This window comes from Qipengyuania xiapuensis (assembly GCF_019711395.1).
Taxonomy (GTDB): domain Bacteria; phylum Pseudomonadota; class Alphaproteobacteria; order Sphingomonadales; family Sphingomonadaceae; genus Qipengyuania; species Qipengyuania xiapuensis.
In genome coordinates this window covers 878125-897900 of the sequence record NZ_JAIGNL010000001.1, presented here as the reverse complement: position 1 = coordinate 897900, position 19776 = coordinate 878125, and the positions used below count along the sequence as shown (strand labels likewise).

The following is a 19776-nucleotide window of genomic DNA, read 5'->3' as shown; positions in this document are numbered from 1 at the left end:
GCTACAAACATCAGTGCAATCCATTCCCGACGCCGCACCTCAACCCGCCAGCCTCTCGTTCACGACCTTGCCGCCCTGCGTCAGGCGGACGGCATCGCCGATTTCCTCGTCGAGGACCGGCTTGCCTGCTTTCTTGTCCCAGAAGGCCGAGAGGAAGTTGAACAGGTTGCGCGCGAACAGCGCCGAAGCGTCCGCTGCGAGATGCGTCGCGGTATTGGAAAAACCGATGATCTTCACGCCGTGCTTCACCACGGTCTCGTCTGGCTTCGAGCCCTCGACATTGCCGCCCTGCGCCACGGCAAGATCGAAGATCACGCTGCCCGGCTTCATGGTGGCGATCTGTGCATCCGAGATCAGCCGCGGCGCGGGCCGACCCGGGATGAGCGCGGTGGTGATGACGATGTCCTGCTTGGCGATGTGCGAGCTGACCAGTTCGGCCTGCGCCTTCTGGTATTCCTCGCTCATCTCGGTGGCATAGCCGCCCGATCCCTCGCCCTCGATACCCTCGACGCTTTCCACGAAGACGGGCTTCGCGCCGAGCGACATGATCTGCTCTTTCGTGGCCGAGCGCACGTCTGTCGCGCTTACCTGCGCGCCCAGCCGCTTGGCAGTCGCGATAGCCTGAAGTCCTGCAACGCCCACGCCCATGACGAAGCACTTGGCAGCCTGCACGGTGCCGGCAGCAGTCATCATCATCGGAAATGCACGGCCGTATTCGTCGGCGCTAGCGATCACCGCCTTGTAGCCTGCAAGGTTCGACTGGCTGGAGAGCACGTCCATGCTCTGCGCACGCGTGATGCGCGGCATGAATTCCATGGAAAGCGCCTCGAAACCCGCCTTGGCATAGGCTTCGACGAGCTCGCCATTGCGGAAAGGATCGAAGGTCGCCGCCACCCAGGCACCATCCTTCGCGCCCGACAGAGCGGCAACTTCGGGCGCTTGGACGCCGAGAACGATGTCGGCGCCAGCGACTGCCTTGTCGCCCGCCAACACCTCTGCACCTGCTTCGCTGAAAGCCTCGTCCGGGATGGAGGCTCCGGCCCCCGCCCCTTCCTCGACTGCGACCGTGGCACCCAGTGCGATGAATTTCTTCACCGTTTCGGGCGTCATTGCGACGCGGCTCTCGCCGGCCGCACGCTCCTTGAGCACCGCGATCCGCATGGGCCGCAGGCTCAGTTGGAAATCAGGATGACGACTACTGCCGTGATTATCGCAAGAAGCGGAACTACCCACTTCAGCATGTCGATGAAGGAGCCGTAAGTCTTTTCGTGCGCCTTCCGGTCGTTTGCGGAACCCATCTCTATTTCCCTCGTGTGATTTGGTTGTTGAAGCGGGGTCTATCGCGCACTTTGCGGATCGACAAGTGCGGCCCGCGCACCCGACTGCCGAATAAAGGCCTCCGCAGAGGCTTAATCGCCCCTTTACCCCTTTTTGCTAGGCCGGGGCGATGGCGAAGCCGCAATCGTGCGGCTGCCGAGGGAGCAAGAGCCAATGGCCAAGGATGACAGCCGCGTCCTCCTGCTGATCGATGACGAACCGGCGCAGAGCCGCGTCCTGTCGACGCTTGCCGCGCGCGACGGCTGGCGCTCGCTTGCCGTCGACAATTGTGATGACGCGGTGAGCGCGCTCACGGGCGAAGAAGGCAAGAGCATTGCCGCTGTCCTCGTGGACCAGCGTGTTCCGGGCGAAACGGCCTGCGATTTCATCCGCCAGATCAAGGCCGAGCGCCCCGAGATCGCGGTCATCATGCTCACCGCGAGCACTTCGCCCTTGCTGGCGATCGACGCCATGCGCGCCGGTGCGCTCGACTACCTGATCAAGCCGGTCGCGCCCGAGCGTCTCCTGACGGCGCTGCGCACGGCAACGCCCAGCATCGCCCCACGCGACGAGCTGCATCCGCTGTCCGAAAAGGTTTCTCCGATCCTCGAATTCGACGCGATGGTCGGCACCGACACCAATTTCCGCACCGCGCTGGCGAAAGCCGCGACAGCCGCCCGCGGGCACGGCCATGTCCTGATCGAGGGCGAGAGCGGGACGGGCAAGGAAATGCTGATGCGCGCGATGCACCATGCATCGACGCGGGCCAAGACCGACGTCGCGCTCGCCAGCTGTGCACGCCAGGCCGAAAACGCGCTCGAATCCGCGCTCTTCGGTCACGAAAAAGGCGCGTTTGCTGGTGCATTCGACCGCCAGGAGGGCATTCTCCAGAAATGCGACGGCGGTACGGTACTGCTCGATGATGTCGAACAGCTGGGACTCGCGGCGCAGGAGACCCTTCTCGAAGTACTGGAATCCGGCATCGTCCGCCCGACGGGGGCAGCGCACGGTTTCAAGATCGACGTACGGATTTTCGCCGCCAGCAATTTGCCGCTCGAGCCGATGGTCGCCGACGGCAGCTTCAGCGCTGCGCTGTACGAGAAGCTTTCCGCCACTCGCATCGTCCTCCCGCCCCTGCGCGAGCGGGCTGGGGACATTCCGGCACTGACGCGCTATTTCCTTGCCGAAATCGGCGAGAAAGAAGGCTTCACCCACCATTCGATCGCCGACAGCGGCCTGTCGCTTCTCGAAGCCTATGACTGGCCGGGCAATGTCCGCCAGCTCCAGACGGTCCTCTTCCGCGCATGCGTCCACGAACAGCGCGAAGCACTGACCGCGCACAGCTTCCCGCACTTGTCCGAGATTCTCGGCGATGCCGACCGCGGCGAGAGCCGTGCGCGCGGGCTCGGCGTCCTGCTCTACCAGGACGATGGAAACCTGCGCCCGCTCGAAGAGATCGAGGCAGACATCATCCGCCTCGCGATCGGCCACTACCGCGGCCGCATGACCGAGGTCGCTCGCCGACTCGGGATCGGGCGCTCGACGCTTTACCGCAAGCTGGCCGACCTCGGCATCGACAATGCGGCGTGACAAAAGGTCCGAAGAAACCCATCGATGATCCCCTGGTGAAGGCTGCCCTGCTGGCTGCCGGAGCTGCCTGGACTGTCGGAATGCTGGCGACGCTCGGGAATTCGGGCAAGCGCCGAAGGTTCTTCGATGGAGTGGCGAAGTCCATGGCCGAAAACGCGGGCGAAAACTGGCGGAAAAAGCTGGAGCGCAAGCGCAAGTTCGAAGCTCGCAAGGAAGAGGCCCGTCAACGCGACGCGTATTTTCGTGAGGGCGCGATCGGTGACATCTTGCTCAAGAGGGAAATCGAGCGCAGCTATCGCACGCTCGCGCCCTTTCCCGACCAGACCTTCACTAAGCGCAATAGGCCCTACGGCGGGGAAGAACGGCGATGGAGCAGCGCAGCGGCTCAAGCGGTATTCGAAACCGAATATAATCACTGGGACGGCTCGCACACATGGACGCTCAAAATCGGGAAAGAGCGACACTTTGGTTACGTGTATGGCCTCTCCCGGTTGACTATCGGCCCGCCGACCAAGGCACCTCGCCTTTCCGATAGAGAGCGTGAGACCTTGCTGAGACTGCTGGGTGGGCCGGACGGCTTTCCCGAGGTGACCTTCCATACCACTGATAACCTTTGGGCCGTCCGCGAACGGCTTTGGGCCGAACATCTGGCAAGCGGCAATTGAGGCCAATATCTCGACCCTTTATCGCAAGCTGAGCGAACTGGGCATCGACAACGCTGCGTGACCTGCCCTACCCTTCTTGGGTCATGGGCAAACTCAACGGAATGAGATGCGTCGTCACTGGCGGCGCGCGGGGTATCGGCAAGGCCGTTTGCGCGGCGTTCCTTGCCGAGGGCGCGAAGGTCGTGCTGACCGATATCGACGAGGACGAGGGCAGGAAGGCGGCCGAAGAACTCGGCTGTACCTTCGAAAAGCTCGACGTTGCCAGCGAGGCGGACTGGGACGCCTTTGCGGAGCGCTATCCGGCGATCGACGTGCTCGTGAACAACGCGGGCATAACCGGATTCGAGGACGGGCCCGCACCGCACGATCCGGAAAATGCCAGCCTCGAGGAGTGGCACAAGGTCCACGCGGTCAACACCGACGGCTGTTTCCTCGGCTGCCGCTATGCCTTGAGAGCCATGAAGGCGAAGGGCACCGGCTCGATCATCAACATGTCCTCCCGCTCGGGCCTCGTCGGCATTCCCGGCGCGGCTGCCTATGCGGCGAGCAAGGCGGCAATGCGCAACCACTCCAAGTCCGTGGCGCTCTATGCCGCGCAGAATGGCTGGGCGATCCGCTGCAACTCGATCCATCCCGCCGCGATCCTAACCGACATCTGGGAGCCGATGCTGGGCGACGGGCCCGATCGCGATGCCAAGATGGCCGCGCTGGTGGCGGACACGCCGCTGAAGCGCTTCGGTACGGTGGAGGAAGTCGCGGCAGCGTGCGTCTACCTCGCCTCGCCGGAGAGCGGCTACATGACCGGCGCCGAGCTTACACTCGACGGCGGCCTGTTGGCAGGCAGCGCCGCTTCGCCAGGAAGCTAACCCGGCAGGTCCCCGAAATCGGTCAGCGCCGCATCGCGCAGGCCGCGCCAGACATTGCGCGCCTGGACGGTTTCGGGGACATCGTGGACGCGGTGCAATTGCACGCCCGCATCCATGCCCTTCACCGCCAGCGCGATGCTGCCGCCCAGCCGCTCGCCCGCGCCTGCCTCGTTCGAGAGCGCACCGATCAGCCGCTTGCGGCTTGCACCCAGCAGCAGCGGGTGGCCGAGCGCGTGGAAAAGCGGCAGCGCGTTGAACAGCGCGAGGTTGTCGGCAAGGCTCTTGCCGAAGCCGATGCCCGGGTCGAGCAGGATGCGGCTCGCGTCGATGCCCGCCTCCAGCGCCTCGTCGCGGCGGCTACGAAGCTCGTCGAACACGTCGAACACGACGCTCGAATACTCGCCGCCCTCGTGCAGGTCCTCGCCGGTTCCCGGCGCGTGCATCAGCACGACGGGGCAGCCGCGCGAGGCGATGACCTCCGCGCTGCGCGGATCATGGGTGAGACCCGAGACGTCGTTCACCAGCGCCGCGCCCGCATCGAGCGCGGCTTCCATCACGGCCGCCTTGCGCGTGTCGATACTGACCGCGGCGCCCATCGCGCTGCAGGCCTCGATCGCGGGGACCACCCGCTCGATCTCGTCGCCTTCCCAGACGGCTTTTGCACCCGGCCGCGTGCTCTCTCCGCCCACGTCGATGATGCTGGCGCCCGCCTCCACCATCGCAGCAGCCGCCTCGCGCGCGGCATCGGGGCTGTCATGCGCACCGCCATCGCTGAAGCTGTCGGGCGTCACGTTGAGGATGCCCATGACCTGCGGCTGGTCGAGCCGTACCGTGCGCGAGCCCAGTTCCAGCGGCGGATGCGCCAGAGTGAGGTTGGCCCACTGCTGCTCGGCATCGCCGCCGACACTGTCGGGCAACGCGCCCATGACATCGTCGATGGTGTCCGGCGCGGCGAGCCAGCGCTCGACGATCTCGCCGTCGCGCCGCAGGATCACGGCAAAGCGGCTGGCATAGGCCATGGAGCCTGCAAGCCGGATGGCATTGCCATGCTCGCTCTGGGGACCGGGCACGAGGCCTATGGGGCGGATGTAGACGCGATCACTCATGGTGGGACTGCCCTAGCAGGGTGCCCACAGGATGGAACAGATGGAACACGGTCTTGGGGGAGAAAAGCACTCTGATGCGCGTCAGCGCGTTCGAGAAGCAGCAATGCTGAAGACTATGGCCGATCATCGGCCGTGCGATAGCGCCCGTGCGGTTTGTAGGATAGGCTGGGAACCAACGGAGCCTTCATTCACTCCCCTTCCCGAGCACCCTCATGTGAGTCTGCCGACCTGAATGTTACGCTTGCGCGATCCAATCCGGCTCATCCCGCTGCTTTTCGCTGCCCTGATCCTTGCGGGGATGATTCTGCTGTCGCTTCCGATCGCGACGGCCGATGGAACCAGGGCACCCCTACTTTCGGCCTTCTTCACGGCGGTTTCGGCCGTGTCCGTGACCGGCCTCATCGTCGAGGATACGCCCGTATACTGGTCGACCTTCGGCCAGTCGGTTATCATGCTCCTGTTCCAGATCGGTGGCTTCGGTATCATGACGGCGGCGACGCTTTTCGGCCTGATGGTCGGCCGGGGTTTCGGGCTCAGAGAACGTCTCGCCACGCAGGTCGAAAGAAGCCGTCTCGAAAGCGGCGATGCCGTTTCGGTCCTCAAGCTGGTGCTCCTGATAACGCTGGTGGTCGAGACGATCGTGGCGCTCATCCTCACTTGGCGCTTCGTCACCGCGCACGGAATGTCGTTGTCGGAGGGAGCCTGGCACGGCGTCTTCCATTCGGTCAGCGCCTTTAATAACGCCGGTTTTTCAAGTTTTTCCGATAGCGTTATGGGCTTTCAGACCGATGCGCTGATCCTCGGCCCAATCATGCTCGCCGTGATCCTGACGGCGCTGGGATTTCCCGTCATGCAGGACCTGCGCCGCCACAAATTCTCCTGGCGGCACTGGTCGCTGCACACGAAGATTACCGTGGCAGGCACTGGCGGTCTGCTGCTGTTCGGATTCTTCGCCACGCTGGCGATGGAGTGGAGCAATCCCGATACGCTCGGCCCTATGGGTCTGGGTGCAAAGGTCCTGAACGCGGCGTTCCATTCTGTGATGCCGCGCACGGCCGGGTTCAACAGTCTCGACGTCGGCTCCTTCCAGGACGGGACCATCATGAGCAATTACTTTCTGATGTTCGTGGGCGGCGGCAGCGCCGGTACGGCCGGCGGCATCAAGATCACCACCTTCTTCGTCCTGTTCGCAATCGTGCTGTCCGAAATCCTCGGCCGTAGCGATGCCGGCATTTTCGGACGGCGGTTCGGGCGGGCGATCGAAAGGCAGGCACTTTCCGTGACCGTGCTCGCAGCGACGCTTATCTTTGCTGCAACCACCTATATCGCGATGGTCAGCCCCCTTCCGCTCGACGATATCCTTTTCGAATGCATTTCGGCCTTTTCGACCGTTGGCCTTTCGACCGGCATCACGGCCGATCTTCCTCCTTCCGCGCAAATCGTTCTGTGCCTGCTGATGTTCGTCGGCCGCGTCGGCACGATTACCGTTGCCACCGCACTGGCTCTGGGCGGGCGCGAGAGACCTTATCGTTACCCCGAGGAGAACCCGATTGTCGGTTGATCAACGCAAACCCGTACTCGTCATCGGCCTGGGCCGTTTCGGTGCCGCCGTGGCGCAGACGCTCGAACGCATGGGCCACGAAGTTCTCGGCGTGGATACCGAAGCGCGGCTGGTACAGGAGCAAGCCAGCCACCTGACCAAGGTTATCGAAGCGGATTGCACCGATGCCGCGACGCTCGAACGCCTTGGCGTAGGCGATTTCCAGGCCGCAGTGGTGGCGATCGGCACGAATATCGAGGCCAGCGTGCTCGCCGTCTTGGCGCTATCGGACCTCGGCATGAAGAACATCTGGGCTAAGGCCACAAACGACAATCATGCCCGCATTCTGGAGCGGACCGGCGCGCAGCACGTGGTGTTCCCGGAACAGCGCATGGGTGAGCGGGTCGCCCATTTGCTCAACGAGCGCCTGCTCGATTTCATCTCCTTCGGCGACGAATTCGCCATCGCCCGGCTGAAGGCACCCGACCCGATCGTCGGCGTGCCGTTGGTGACGAGCGAATGCCGGAAGAAGTTCGATGTCACCGTGGTCGGCGTGAAGCGCGAGGGCGAGAATTTCATCCACGCCGTCCCGGACACGATCATTTTCGAAGACGACGAGCTGGTTGTCTCGGGCAATATCGAGGATATTGAGAAATTCTCTTCAATATGAAGGAGATTTAATCCTCCACCGCCAGCAGATACAGCTGGCGCGCGGCGTCGATGGGCTTCACTTCGCCATCCACCTCATAGTGCCAGAAGGTCCAGCCGTTGCAGCTGGGTGCGCCCTGCAGTTCCTTGCCAAGGCCGTGGATCGAACCGGTCTGCTTGCCGTGTTCGAGCGAGCCTTAGGGGCGAAAGGCGACCGGCCTGGGCGTTGATCCAGATCAATGAAGGCTTCCCGCAATCTGCTAAAAGGGGTCTAATGGGAATATTAGCGGGAGAGAGCAGATGAACGCGGTCACGGCCATCACCGAACCAACCCACATCGATGTGCTGATTGTCGGCGCAGGAATTTCCGGCATCGGATCGGCCTATCATCTGCAGGACCAATGCCCCGAAAAGAGCTACCTGATCCTCGAAATGAAGGACACGTTCGGCGGCACCTGGGAAACGCACAAATATCCCGGGGTGCGGTCCGACAGCGATCTCTACACTTTCGGCTATCGCTTCAAGCCCTGGGTCGGCGCGCCGATCGCCAGTGCCGAGGAAATCCTCAAGTACATGGGCGAGGTGATCGACGAGAACGGCATCGGCGATCACATCCGTTACGGGCACCGGATCGACAAGTGCAGCTTCTCTCGCGAAACCGACCTCTGGACCGTGGAAGCAACCCGCCTGGCCGATGGAGAGCGCATGCTCTTCACCTGCAACTTCCTGTGGATGTGCCAGGGCTATTACGACCACAAGACCCCCTACATCCCGCCCGAATGGCAGGATAAGGGCCTGTCCGGGTTCAAGGGCGATTTCGTCCATGCCCAGCAATGGGACCCTGAATACGACTATGCCGGCAAGCGCGTGCTGGTGATCGGATCGGGCGCGACGGCGGCAACGGTCGTCCCGGCATTTGCCGAAAAGGCGGAGCACGTCACGATGCTCCAGCGCTCACCGACCTACTTCTTCTGCAGCGAGAACAAGAACGAGCTGGCCGACCGCCTGCGCGAAGTCGGCGTCGACGAGCCGACCGTCCACCGCGTCGTGCGCCAGCAGATCATGTTCGACCAGGACATGCTGACCAAGCGCTGCATCGAAGAGCCGGATACCGTCTTCGAGGAACTGAAGGAGCTGGTGCGCGCCTTCACGGGCAAGCCCGACTTCGAGTTCGAACCACACTTCACGCCCAAGTATCGCGTGTGGCAGCAGCGCCTCGCCTTCTGTCCCGAGGGCGACGTCTTCAAATGCGCGGTAGAAGGCAAGCTGACAGTGGTGACCGACACGATCGACCGCTTTACCGAGAAGGGCGTGATGACATCCTCCGGCGAGGAGATCGAGGCGGACCTGATCGTCGCGGCAACCGGGTTCCAGCTGTCGGTGATGGGAGACATACCCTTCTTCGTCGACGGGAAGCAGATCGATTGGCACGACACGGTGACCTATCGCGGAATGATGTTCACCGGCGTGCCGAACATGGTCTGGGTATTCGGCTATTTCCGCGCCAGCTGGACGCTGCGCGTCGACATGCTCGGCGATTTCGTCTGCTCGCTGCTCAACCACATGGACGAGAAGGGCGCGCGCCGCGTCGAAGTTCAGTTCCGGCCCGAGGACAAGGAGATGGAATTGCTCCCGTGGATCGAGGCCGACAATTTCAATCCCGGCTACCTCATGCGCGGGCTCGACAAGATGCCACGCCGCGGAGACAAGCCGGAATGGCGGCACAACCAGGACTACTGGCGCGAACGCGAGGAGATCCCTGCGATCAGCCTCGATGCGCCTGAGTTCGCCTATAGCGGCAGTGCAAGAGTCTCGGGAACGGCCAAGGCCGAAGCCGTCGGCTAGGCCGGGGACTTAATCCTCGACCGCCAGCAGGTAGAGCTGGCGCGCGGCGTCGACCGGCTTCACTTCGCCATCCACCTCGTAGTGCCAGAAGGTCCAGCCGTTGCAGCTGGGCGCACCCTGCAGTTCCTTGCCGAGGCCGTGGATGGAACCGGTCTGCTTGCCATGTTCGAGCGAGCCGTCGGCGCGGACCAGTGCCTTCCAGCGGCGCTTCTTGTCGAAAACTTCGGTGCCCGGCTTGATGAAGCCGTTTTCCACCAGCGCGCCGAATGCGACCTTGGGCGCATTGCGCTTGGACTGCATCGTGGTGAGCGCGCTTTCGTCGAGCGGGAGCTCCTTTTCGATGCGCTTGATCGCCGCATCGCGGTATACGCCCTCGCGCTCGCAACCGATCCATTCGCGGCCCAAGCGCTTGGCGACCGCACCCGTGGTGCCGGTGCCGAAGAAGGGGTCGAGCACCACGTCGCCGCGCTCGGTGGTCGAGAGCAGCACGCGGTAGAGCAGCGCTTCGGGCTTCTGCGTCGGGTGGACCTTGTGGCCGCCCTCCTTCAGGCGTTCCGCGCCGTTGCAGATCGGCAGGACCCAGTCGCTGCGCATCTGGAGCTCGTCATTGAGCGTTTTCATCGCGCGGTAGTTGAAGTGGTACTTCGCCTTCTCGCCCTGCGAACACCACAGCAGCGTCTCGTGCGCATTGGTGAAGCGGGTGCCGCGGAAGTTGGGCATCGGATTGGACTTGCGCCAGACGATGTCGTTGAGGATCCAGAAACCGAGGTCCTGCAGGATCGCGCCGACGCGGTAGATATTGTGGTAGCTGCCGATCACCCACAGCGCGCCGTCGGGCTTGAGGATGCGCTTGGCCTCGGTCAGCCAGTCGCGCGTGAAATCGTCATACAGCTGGAAAGTGTCGAACTTGTCCCAATCGTCGGTCACCGCATCGACATGGCTGCCGTCGGGCCGGTTGAGATCGCCACCGAGCTGGAGATTGTAGGGCGGGTCCGCGAAAACGAGGTCGATCGAGCCGCTGGGGATCGAGCGCATGGCTTCGATGCAGTCGCCATCGAGGATCTGCCCCAGGGGCAGTTCCACCGACATCTGCTTCGGTTTCGCCTTCGCAGCCGGTTTGGCGCGCGTCTTCGTGGTCTCCAGGACCGCCATCATTATTCCCCTGTCCGTAGTTATCCACAGGGTGAGTCCAAAGGGACTCCCAGTCAAGACAGTTGTTTAGCGCACAACTCTAAAGATGGTGTTAACCATAGGAGAACGAAACGAGTCCCCCACCATATGTTGAGTCCGCGCCAATTCGGCGGACTCAAGATGGTGGGGTGTGGCGCGAAAGACTCGGCAGCCGCTATTTTCCCATCAGCCGCTTGGCGAATGGCCATCCGAGCGTTTCGCCAAACATCCGCAGGTGCCGGTCGTAAACCTCTTCGCCAAAGGTAATCGAGGTCATCGAGTGAGCCATCGCGATGACGTTCGATTTCAGCTTGTCGAGCGCCTCGCCGAAGACCTTGAGGTCCATTTCGCCGCTGGCGAAGCTTTCATCGGTATACGCGCGCGCAGCGTCCAGTTCCTCGCGAAACTCTGCGAGATACCGTTCGATGGCCGGCTGCAGAGTTGCGGGATAGGCGCCGGGATGAACCGGCAGATCGAGCACAAAGCTACTGCGTTCGTCATCGGGCAGCAGCATCGTGTTCCACGGCTGGGTTGGATAGAACTCGCAGTTCACCATCAGCATCTGGCCGAACTCCGTTTGCCAGACGCTCCAGGGAATCATCGCATAGGGGCCGACACTCGTTCCATCGGGCAGCTGGGCATTGATCCGGTCGACGAACTGGGTCTGCTGCGCGAATGCCGCATCGTGGCGAGCCTGCACCAGATCCTTGGTCGGCATCATGTTCGAGGCATCGTCCGGGCTCTGGCCGAGCTCCCTTAGGAAATCGCCCGATGGCCCGTCCCAAACCGATTTGGGAATGATCCGCGAAACGCCGTCTTCATCCGGGCCTGGATGCCGCGGAACGGAGGTAGCGCTCGATCGCTTGCGACCGAACACGGGCCGTTGGATTGTCATAAAAACTCCCCTGCAATGACAAGGAGTTGCTACCGCCAAACAGGTTTAGGAAGGGTATACCCCGCGCCGATCAGAGCAGTGCCATCTGGCTGACCGGCGCAAAGCTGCGGCGGTGGAGCGGCGTCGGGCCGTGCACGCGCAGCGCTTCCATGTGGCCCTTCGAGCCATAACCCTTGTTGCTGTCCCAGCCGTATTGCGGGTGCGCCTTGGCAGCTTCGACCATGATGCGGTCGCGGTATTCCTTGGCAATGATGGAGGCAGCCGAAATGCACGCCTCCTTGCCGTCACCGCCGACGATCGCGCGGGCCGGCCAGCGCCATTCCTCGCGCCGGCCTTCGGGGGTCATGTTGCCGTCGATCAGGACTTCGACCGGCTCCTGCCCCAAGGCCTCGACACAGCGCTGGGTCGCCAGCGTCATCGCCAGCATGGTCGCGCCAAAAATGTTCAGCCGGTCGATCTCTTCCGGCTCCACTACCGCCAGACCCCATGCGCAGCGCGAAAGGATTTGTGGCTCCAGCTTGGAACGCTTCGTGGCGGAGAGTTTTTTGGAATCGTCGAGGCCGCCGGGACAAGGCTTGCACAGCACCACAGCGGCGGCGACAACGGGACCAGCCAAAGGGCCGCGCCCAGCCTCGTCCACCCCTATGACGAGCGGCGCAGTGCCCAGACCATTTGCGGGAGTTGAAGAAAACATGAAGCGCTTTACCGTCCTTGCCGCCACTCTATCCCCCCTGCTGATGGCCGCAAGCTGCGGCTCCGGGTATTCCACCGGCGGCGACGGCAATGACGCTGTGTCGACCCCCTCCCCCGGAGCAGACTTCGACGGCAATTTCGCGATCACCGAGCGCGGCACTTTCGAGCGCCCCTGGGCCGCTGCCTTCGTGCCCGGGACGAGCGTGCTCGTCATCACCGAGAAGGCGGGGACGGCAAAGTTCGTCGACACTGCCACGAACCGACTGGGCACGATCACCGGCCTGCCGCAGGTCGATTACGGCGGACAGGGCGGACTTGGCGATGTCGCCTTCCTCCAGAGTGAGGCAGCCGACACCATCGACCGCCGCACGATTTATCTTAGCTGGGCCGAGGCTGGCACAGGCGATACGCGCGGCGCAGTCGTCGGGCGCGGCACGCTCGTGTGCGAAGTCGCCGACGAATGCCGGATCGAGGGGCTGGACGTGATCTGGCGCCAGGCTCCCAAGGTCACGGGCCGCGGCCACTATTCGCACCGCATCGTTTTCAGTCCGGACGAGCAGTACATGTTCGTCGCGAGCGGGGACCGGCAGAAGCTCGAGCCCGCGCAGGACCGTTCGAACACGCTTGGCAGCATCGTCCGCCTCAATCTCGACGGCACTGCGGCAGCGGGCAATCCGTTCGGCGACGAGATCTGGACCTACGGTAACCGCAACATCCTCGGCATGGATTTCGACGCCGAGGGCCGCTTGTGGGAAATCGAGCATGGACCGGCGGGCGGTGACGAGCTCAACCTCGTGCAGCGCGGCGCGAACTACGGCTGGCCGACCCGTTCCAACGGCGACCACTACGATGGCCGCGACATTCCCGACCACACGGCGGATGACGGCTTCACCAAGCCTGTCGTCAGCTGGACGCCCGTGATCGCGCCGGGCAACATGACGTTCTACGAGGGCGACCTGTTCGGCGGAATGGCCGGCGATGCGTTGATCGCGGGTCTTGCCTCGCAGGCGCTCGTGCGTGTCGCCTTCGATGGTAACACCGCGAGCGAAGTGGCACGCTACGAGATGGACAACCGTATCCGTTCCGTCGTCGAAGGACCCGATGGCGCGCTGTGGGTGCTGGAGGACGGACCGGGCGGACGACTGCTCGAGCTTCGCCCCGAATAAGGCGAAATTGATCGACTCTCCCGGGACACGCGCCTAATCGGCGCGGCCCATGGCGACACTGGTTCCCCTTTCCGCGGTCGATTCCGCTCTGGTCGAGCAATTGCTCGACGCCGTTTTCGGCGAGCAGCGCCATGCGCGCACCGCTTACCGGATACGCGAGGGCGTGGACTTCCTGCCAGGACACAGTTTCGCGGCGCTCGACGAGGACGATTACCTCGTCGGCTCGATCCAGCTGTGGCCCGTCGCACTGACCGATCCCAAGGGTCGCCCGCACCCGCTGATCATGGTGGGCCCGGTCGCGGTCATGCCCGGGCGGCAGGGCGAAGGTTTCGGCAAGGCGCTGATGGCGGCAAGCCTTGGCGCGATCGACGCGGCCTTCGACGAGGGCGCCCCGCCCTTCCCGCAGGTGCTGATCGGCGATCCCGAATATTACGGCCAATGGGGCTTCACCGCTGAGCATACCGGCAACTGGCATTGCCCCGGCCCGTTCGAGCGCCATCGCCTGCTGCTGCGCACGGGAAATCCGTCGATCCTGCCCGCCGAAGGCATGCTCGGCCCCTGGACCAGCGAGACTTCGCAGGCCGCGAAGGATTGAACGAGGGCTCCGGCTCTGCCATCGGTTGCACAACCGATGGTCTACACACCGCCTCCCGAACTCGCCGGAATGTCGCTCGCCCAGATCGCCGAGGCCGTGGCCGAGCGCCGCCTGCCGCCGGTCGAGCAGTGGTCGCCCGACAATGTCGACGACAGCCGCATGGTCATCAAGACCGACGGGACATGGCTTCATGACGGCAGCCCGATTACCCGGCCCGCAATGGTCCGCGCCTTTGCCGGCCTGCTGAACCGCGAGGACGACGGCAGCTACTGGCTGGTCGTGCCCTACCAGAAGCTTTCGATCGAGGTGGAGGACGCCTGCTTCATCGCCACCGATGTGAGCGAGACCGAGGGCGATCTCGCCTTCCGTCTCAATACCGACGAGCTTGTCGTTGCCGGCCCCGACAATCCGATCCGCGCAGAGGGCGATCCCGATCATCCCGCGCTCTATCTCCACGTCCGCCGCGGCTGCGAGGCCCGCCTCAACCGCTCGACCTACGAGCAGCTTGCCAAGATCGCGCTCGAGAAGGGTGACGACTGGACGGTGACCAGCGGCGGCGAGACCTACTCGCTCCTGCCCGCATGAGCAGCCTCTTCCATCGTCTGACCGACCTGTTCGAACAGGGTCATGCGCGCGATGTCGAAGGCCTGCTTTCCGATGCCCGCTTTGCCGATCTCGATCGCACTGCCGATGCCGCCGTCCTGATCGCAGTGACCGAGCAGGAGATCCCGACCGTCCTCCTAACCCAGCGCCCGCGCACCATGCGCGATCATCCGGGACAGGTCGCTTTCCCGGGCGGCAAGATCGATGCGGGTGAGGACGCGGTGGAAGCCGCCCTGCGCGAGGCATGGGAAGAGCTCGGCATCCGCGAGAAACATGTCAACGTGATCGGAACGACCGACCGCTACCAGACCGGCACCGGCTTCGACATCACTCCGGTGCTTGCCACCGTCCCCGCCGATCTCGCCATCCGGCCTGATCCGCGCGAGGTCGAAAGCTGGTTCGAAGCCCCGCTCGATCACCTGATGGACCGCACGCGCTGGCAGGAGAACGAGGTCTTCTGGAAAGGCGCGATGCGGCGCTATTACGAGATGGACCACGAGGGCTACCGAATCTGGGGCGTGACCGCGGCGATCTGCATCAATCTTTCGCGCCGTCTGGCGTGGTTCGATTGACCTGCTAAAGGCCGCAGCACCATGACGAGCCTTCCGCAAGCATCCTGGACGAAGCGAGACGACCTCGCACAGCTCATCGCTGCGCTGGGCGCGGACAATGCACGCTATGTCGGCGGCGCGGTTCGCGACACGCTGCTCGGCAAGGACATCCACGATATCGACCTTGCGACACCGCTGCTTCCGGCAGAGGTGATCGACCGCTGCCGCGAGGCCGGCATCCGCACGGTTCCGACCGGCATCGATCATGGCACGATCACCGCGGTGCTGCCCGATGGCGTGGTCGAGATCACCACCCTGCGCCGCGATGTCTCGACCGATGGCCGCCGTGCTACCGTCGCCTTCGCACAGGAATGGAAAGAGGATGCCTCGCGCCGCGATTTCACGATCAACGCGCTCTACGCCCATCCCGAAACGCTTGAGATCAGCGACTATTTCGGCGGGGTCGAGGACCTTGCGAACGGCCGTGTGCGCTTCATCGGCGATGCGCGCGAGCGGATCCGCGAGGACCATCTCCGCATCCTGCGCTACTTCCGCTTCCAGACCCGTTTCGGCGACGACTGGGACGAAGAGGCAACCGACGCCAGCCGCGATCTGGCCTCCACGCTCAAGGGCCTGAGCCGCGAGCGCGTGGGATGGGAATTGCTCAACCTGCTCGCCCTGCCCGACCCTTCGGTTACTGTCTTCAAGATGCGCGAACTTGGCGTGATGCAGGAGGTCTTGCCCGAATGCACGGCGCGAGAGGCTGAAAAGCTCGCCGAACTCGTACGGCAGGAGCGCGACCATGGTGTCGCGCCCGACGGCATGCGCAGGCTTGCGGCATTGCTGCCGCCAGTACCGACGGTTGCCGAAGCCGTCTCGGCTCGCCTCCGCCTCTCGCGCAAGCAGCGCGAGCGGCTCGCCTGCGTCGCCCGGCGCGACAGCAAGGATGGCGAAAACCCGCTCGCACTCGCCTATTACGAAGGCACCGATTGCGCACGCGACCGAGTACTGCTCACCCGCGGCGACCCCGCCCCGCTCGAGGGATGGGAAGCACCCGAACTCCCGCTCAAGGGCGGCGAGATCGTCGAGCGCGGTGTCGGCAAGGGACCGCAGGTCGCGCGAATCCTTCAGGCGGTCGAAAAGCGCTGGGTCGAGGAACGATTCCCCGATAGGGGCCGGGTCATGGAATTGCTCGACCAGGAATTGGCGAGCGGCTGACTGCAGCCAAGATATTGGTTTCACTTGGCGAAACACTATCTTCAGCTTTGCTTAAGCTGCAGTGCAGCATAAACCTGCCCAAGCGCAGTTGCGAAATCGCGATTGCCTTGCCATAGAGCGGGTCGCTTCCTCGGAGGGGGGCACGCGGCCTCTTGCGGGATTATCCACTCTCGTTGCCGCTCTTTCCATTCCGGTCGTTCGTGGTGCGCAGTGACGCGCGTCGCGGAACTATAAGTTGTACAAGTCTAGGAGTTCGTCACATGAAATTCGCCAAGCTGGCTGTTGCAGCCGTTGCTCTCGCCGCCACCCCCGCCCTTGCCAACGAACAGGTCGTTGCCGGTGCCAGCGTGACCGGTCCCGAAGGCAATGAAGTCGGCACCATCGTTTCGGTTGAAAACGGCCAGGCCGTTCTCGACACCGGCAAGCACAAGGTTCCCCTCGGCGTCGAAATGTACGGCCAGGGCGAAGCCGGCCCGACGATCACCGTCACCAAGGCCCAGCTCGACGGCATGATGGACGCGCAGCTCGCTGAAGCAGCAGCCAAGCTCGACGCAGCCCTCGTCGAAGGCGCAGCAGTCGTCAGCGCCGACGGTCAGCCGGTCGGTTCGATCTACACCGTCGACAGCGAAGGCATGGCCATCGTCAAGAACGACGCCGGCATCATCACGCTGACCAAGGACAGCTTCGCCGTGTCGCCCGAAGGCGCCCTGATGGCCCTTTACACCGCTGCCGACATCGCCGCGAACACCACGCCGGTCGCCGAAGGTGCGGAAATCCTCACCCCGGCTCAGGCCCGTGCGAAGCAGGCCGAAATGGCCGCTGACGGCGCAGCCGAGTAATCCGATCAGATCGGTCTCCCGGGAAACCGGGGGTGCAAGGGACCGGTGGTGCTATCCAGCACCGCCGGTCCTTTTGATTCAGCCGAAGGTGTTGTCGCGCGGGAAGCCCTGCGGCGGCAGGCGTCCGGCCCCGCCACGCGCGACCTTCCATTGCCACATTTCGGTCTCGGTGCGCGTACGGTCGCCCTTGCCGCCCATCGCCCAGCTGAGACCATCCTCCATCTTGAAGGTGGTCGCATCCGACAGGCCGCCGTCGCGGTAGTTCTGCAGCTTGTTGCCCTGACCCTTGGCAAGGCGCGGCAGCTCCTCGAGATTGAAGACGACCAGCTTGCGGTTCTCGCCGACCACGGCGACGTGATCGTGTTCCTTGGCGATCGGACGCGCGACGACGAGCTTCACGCCGTCCTTCACGTTCATCACCTGCCGCCCCTTGCGGGTTTCCGCGAGCATCTGGTCGGTCGTCACGGCAAAGCCCTTGCCCGTGCTGGCCGCGAGCAGGACTTCCTGCCCTTCGCGGTGGACGATGACCGAGACGATCTGCGCCGCGCCGTCGATATCGAGCGTGTTGCGCACCGGCTCGCCGAAGCCGCGCGCCCCGGGCAGCTTGTCTGCGCCCAGCGTGAACACACGTCCGTCGTCACCGATCAGGAGAAGCTTGTCGGTGGTCTGCGCGTGCAGCACGAAGGCGGGCCCGTCGCCTTCCTTGTACTTGAACTCCTGGTCGAGCGGCAGGTGGCCCTTGGCGCCGCGCACCCAACCCTTCTGCGAGAGGATGACCGTCACCGGCTCCTTCTCGATCATGGCGTCCATGCTGAATTCGACCGCTGGGGCAGCCTCTTCGATCGTCGTGCGGCGACGCCCGAGATCGGTGTCTTCGCTGTACTCCTTGCGCAGCGCATTGAGATCGCGCTTCAGGCGCGTGCGCTGGCGGGCCGGACTGCCGAGCAGCTTCTCGAGTTCGTCCTGCTCCTTGAGCAGTTCGTCCTTCTCGCCCCGAAGCTGCATTTCTTCCAGCTTGCGCAAGCTGCGCAGACGCATGTTGAGGATCGCCTCGGCCTGCCGGTCGGTGAGCTTGAACTCCTCCATCATCACCGGCTTGGGTTCGTCCTCGGTGCGGATGATCTCGATCACGCGGTCGAGGTTGAGGAAGGCGATAATGTAGCCTTCGACCAGCTCCAGCCGCCGCGCGATCTGGTCGAGACGGTGCTGGCTGCGGCGCTGAAGGATATCGATCTGGCTGGCGATCCAATTGTCGAGCAGTTCCTTCAGCCCCATCACCATCGGCGTGCGCGTACGGTCGAGCACGTTGAGGTTCAGGCCGAAGCGCGTCTCCATGTCGGTGAGCTTGTAGATGCTCTCCTTCAGCAGTTCCGGATCGACATTGCGGCTGCGCGGGACGAGCACGATGCGGATTTGTTCGTCGCTCTCGTCGCGCACGTCTTCGAGGATCGGCAGCTTCTTGTCTGCGATCGCCTGCGCGATCTGCTCGATCAGCTTGCCCTTGGCGACCTGGTAGGGAATTTCGGAGATGATCAGCTGCCACTGGCCGCCGCCGAGCCGTTCGATACCGGCCTGCTTGTCCTCGTCCTTCTCCGCCTCTGCCGCATGGAAGCGGCCGCGCACGCGGAACGAGCCGCGACCAGTCTCGTAGGCGTGGCTGATCACCTCGGGGCTTTCGGGAACGACGCCGCCCGTGGCGAAGTCCGGCCCCTTGAACAGCTCCATCAGGCGCGCATGTTCGACATGCGGATTGTCGATCACTTCCAGCGTCGCGTCGACGATCTCGGCGACGTTATGGCTCGGGATATTCGTTGCCATGCCCACTGCGATCCCGCTCGCGCCATTGGCGAGCAGGTTCGGGAAGAGGCCCGGCATGATTTCCGGCTCTTCTTCCTCGTTATTGTAGGTCGGGATGAAATCGACCGTGCCTGCATCGAGGCCTTCCATCAGGCGCATCGCGGTCTTGGTCAGGCGCGCTTCGGTGTAGCGGTAGGCAGCGGCATTATCGCCGTCGATATTGCCGAAGTTCCCCTGACCCTCGACCAGCGGGTACCTGAGCGCAAAGTCCTGCGCGAGGCGGACCATCGCGTCATAGGCGGCGGTATCGCCATGCGGGTGGTACTTGCCGATCACCTCCCCCACGACGCGGGCCGACTTCTTGAAGCCGCTCGCCGGATCGAGCTTGAGCTGGCGCATGGTCCACAATAGGCGGCGGTGGACCGGCTTCAACCCGTCGCGCAAATCGGGCAGCGAACGCGCGGTAATCGTGGACAGCGCGTAGACGAGGTAGCGTTCGGACAGCGCGCTATCGAAGGGCGCATCGACGATTGCATCGAAGGGATCGGAATCGGGAATATCGGTCACATCGGCCATCCCGTCCTCCTAGCAAGGCGACGCGGGGTAAGGGAGTGTCGTTTCCACAGGGAAAATCCGAGCCCTAAGCCCACCGACATCTAAAGGTTGGAAAAA

At 63.7% G+C, this 19776-nt stretch carries 19 protein-coding genes and 1 pseudogene; 12 read left to right on the top strand and 8 right to left on the bottom strand.

The genetic code is table 11. The features are described from left to right. Positions 1-39: 39 nt before the first annotated feature. The gene (locus tag K3163_RS04565; RefSeq protein WP_221552912.1) at positions 40-1161 is read right to left on the bottom strand and encodes a Re/Si-specific NAD(P)(+) transhydrogenase subunit alpha; all 1122 of its coding nucleotides are present in this window, start codon (positions 1159-1161) and stop codon (positions 40-42) included. A gap of 11 nt (positions 1162-1172) precedes the next feature. Beyond that, on the bottom strand, positions 1173-1298 hold the full coding sequence (locus tag K3163_RS04560; protein WP_221429000.1) for an aa3-type cytochrome c oxidase subunit IV: 126 nt from the start codon (positions 1296-1298) through the stop codon (positions 1173-1175). A 193-nt stretch (positions 1299-1491) separates the two neighbouring features. On the opposite strand from K3163_RS04560, the gene K3163_RS04555 reads away from it, so the two are divergent. The 3 genes from K3163_RS04555 (at position 1492) to K3163_RS04545 (ending at position 4438) form a co-directional block, all read left to right on the top strand. Next, positions 1492-2907 carry a sigma-54-dependent transcriptional regulator gene (locus tag K3163_RS04555; RefSeq protein ID WP_221552903.1) on the top strand — a complete coding sequence of 472 codons (1416 nt, stop codon included), beginning with the start codon at positions 1492-1494 and terminating at the stop codon, positions 2905-2907. Continuing rightward, positions 2904-3572, top strand: coding sequence for a hypothetical protein (locus K3163_RS04550; protein ID WP_221552899.1), 669 nt, complete (start codon positions 2904-2906; stop codon positions 3570-3572). Before K3163_RS04555 ends, K3163_RS04550 begins: the two co-directional genes overlap by 4 nt. A gap of 83 nt (positions 3573-3655) precedes the next feature. Beyond that, positions 3656-4438, top strand: coding sequence for an SDR family oxidoreductase (locus K3163_RS04545; RefSeq protein WP_221552897.1), 783 nt, complete (start codon positions 3656-3658; stop codon positions 4436-4438). Here K3163_RS04545 and folP read toward each other — a convergent pair. After that, positions 4435-5544 (bottom strand): dihydropteroate synthase, encoded by a 1110-nt coding sequence (folP, locus tag K3163_RS04540; RefSeq protein WP_221552895.1) that lies wholly within the window; start codon positions 5542-5544, stop codon positions 4435-4437. The two genes, K3163_RS04545 and folP, sit on opposite strands and share 4 nt — an antisense overlap. Positions 5545-5776: 232 nt before the next feature. Between folP and K3163_RS04535 the strand changes: the two genes are divergently transcribed. After that, positions 5777-7105 carry a TrkH family potassium uptake protein gene (locus K3163_RS04535; protein WP_221552892.1) on the top strand — a complete coding sequence of 443 codons (1329 nt, stop codon included), beginning with the start codon at positions 5777-5779 and terminating at the stop codon, positions 7103-7105. Further along, on the top strand, positions 7095-7754 hold the full coding sequence (locus K3163_RS04530) for a potassium channel family protein (protein WP_221552890.1): 660 nt from the start codon (positions 7095-7097) through the stop codon (positions 7752-7754). The genes K3163_RS04535 and K3163_RS04530 overlap by 11 nt, the downstream gene beginning before the upstream one ends. A 7-nt stretch (positions 7755-7761) precedes the next feature. Here the strand turns inward: K3163_RS04530 and K3163_RS04525 are convergent. Beyond that, positions 7762-7929 (bottom strand): annotated as a pseudogene (locus K3163_RS04525) (restriction system modified-DNA reader domain-containing protein); the annotation flags it as partial. A 103-nt stretch (positions 7930-8032) separates the two neighbouring features. Between K3163_RS04525 and K3163_RS04520 the strand changes: the two are divergent. Beyond that, a complete protein-coding gene (locus tag K3163_RS04520) occupies positions 8033-9577 on the top strand; it encodes a flavin-containing monooxygenase (protein ID WP_221552888.1) in 1545 nt (514 codons plus the stop codon). A gap of 9 nt (positions 9578-9586) precedes the next feature. On the opposite strand, the gene K3163_RS04515 is transcribed toward K3163_RS04520, so the two are convergent. The 3 genes from K3163_RS04515 to K3163_RS04505 form a co-directional block, all read right to left on the bottom strand. Further along, positions 9587-10732: a site-specific DNA-methyltransferase gene (locus K3163_RS04515; protein ID WP_282098280.1), complete on the bottom strand. Its 1146-nt coding sequence runs from the start codon at positions 10730-10732 to the stop codon at positions 9587-9589. Between the two features lie 190 nt (positions 10733-10922). Beyond that, on the bottom strand, positions 10923-11642 hold the full coding sequence (locus tag K3163_RS04510; protein ID WP_221552886.1) for a hypothetical protein: 720 nt from the start codon (positions 11640-11642) through the stop codon (positions 10923-10925). A gap of 70 nt (positions 11643-11712) precedes the next feature. Further along, on the bottom strand, positions 11713-12336 hold the full coding sequence (locus K3163_RS04505; protein ID WP_221552877.1) for a ribonuclease HII: 624 nt from the start codon (positions 12334-12336) through the stop codon (positions 11713-11715). Between K3163_RS04505 and K3163_RS04500 the strand changes: the two genes are divergently transcribed. The 6 genes from K3163_RS04500 (at position 12335) to K3163_RS04475 (ending at position 17307) form a co-directional block, all read left to right on the top strand. Next, on the top strand, positions 12335-13501 hold the full coding sequence (locus K3163_RS04500) for a PQQ-dependent sugar dehydrogenase (protein ID WP_221429010.1): 1167 nt from the start codon (positions 12335-12337) through the stop codon (positions 13499-13501). The two genes, K3163_RS04505 and K3163_RS04500, sit on opposite strands and share 2 nt — an antisense overlap. 49 nt (positions 13502-13550) lie before the next feature. Next, positions 13551-14096 (top strand): GNAT family N-acetyltransferase, encoded by a 546-nt coding sequence (locus K3163_RS04495; RefSeq protein WP_221552875.1) that lies wholly within the window; start codon positions 13551-13553, stop codon positions 14094-14096. A gap of 36 nt (positions 14097-14132) precedes the next feature. Further along, the gene (locus tag K3163_RS04490) at positions 14133-14681 is read left to right on the top strand and encodes a DUF1285 domain-containing protein (RefSeq protein WP_221552873.1); all 549 of its coding nucleotides are present in this window, start codon (positions 14133-14135) and stop codon (positions 14679-14681) included. Further along, entirely contained in the window at positions 14678-15271 is a 594-nt protein-coding gene (locus K3163_RS04485; protein WP_221552863.1) for a CoA pyrophosphatase, read from the top strand. Before K3163_RS04490 ends, K3163_RS04485 begins: the two co-directional genes overlap by 4 nt. Positions 15272-15292: 21 nt before the next feature. Next, complete coding sequence (locus K3163_RS04480; protein WP_221429014.1) at positions 15293-16468, top strand: CCA tRNA nucleotidyltransferase; 1176 nt, start codon at positions 15293-15295, stop codon at positions 16466-16468. Between the two features lie 260 nt (positions 16469-16728). Then, a complete protein-coding gene (locus K3163_RS04475; RefSeq protein ID WP_221429015.1) occupies positions 16729-17307 on the top strand; it encodes a hypothetical protein in 579 nt (192 codons plus the stop codon). A gap of 78 nt (positions 17308-17385) precedes the next feature. Here the strand turns inward: K3163_RS04475 and parC are convergent, their stop codons facing one another. Continuing rightward, the gene (gene parC, locus K3163_RS04470; protein WP_221552861.1) at positions 17386-19680 is read right to left on the bottom strand and encodes a DNA topoisomerase IV subunit A; all 2295 of its coding nucleotides are present in this window, start codon (positions 19678-19680) and stop codon (positions 17386-17388) included. Positions 19681-19776 lie beyond the last annotated feature (96 nt).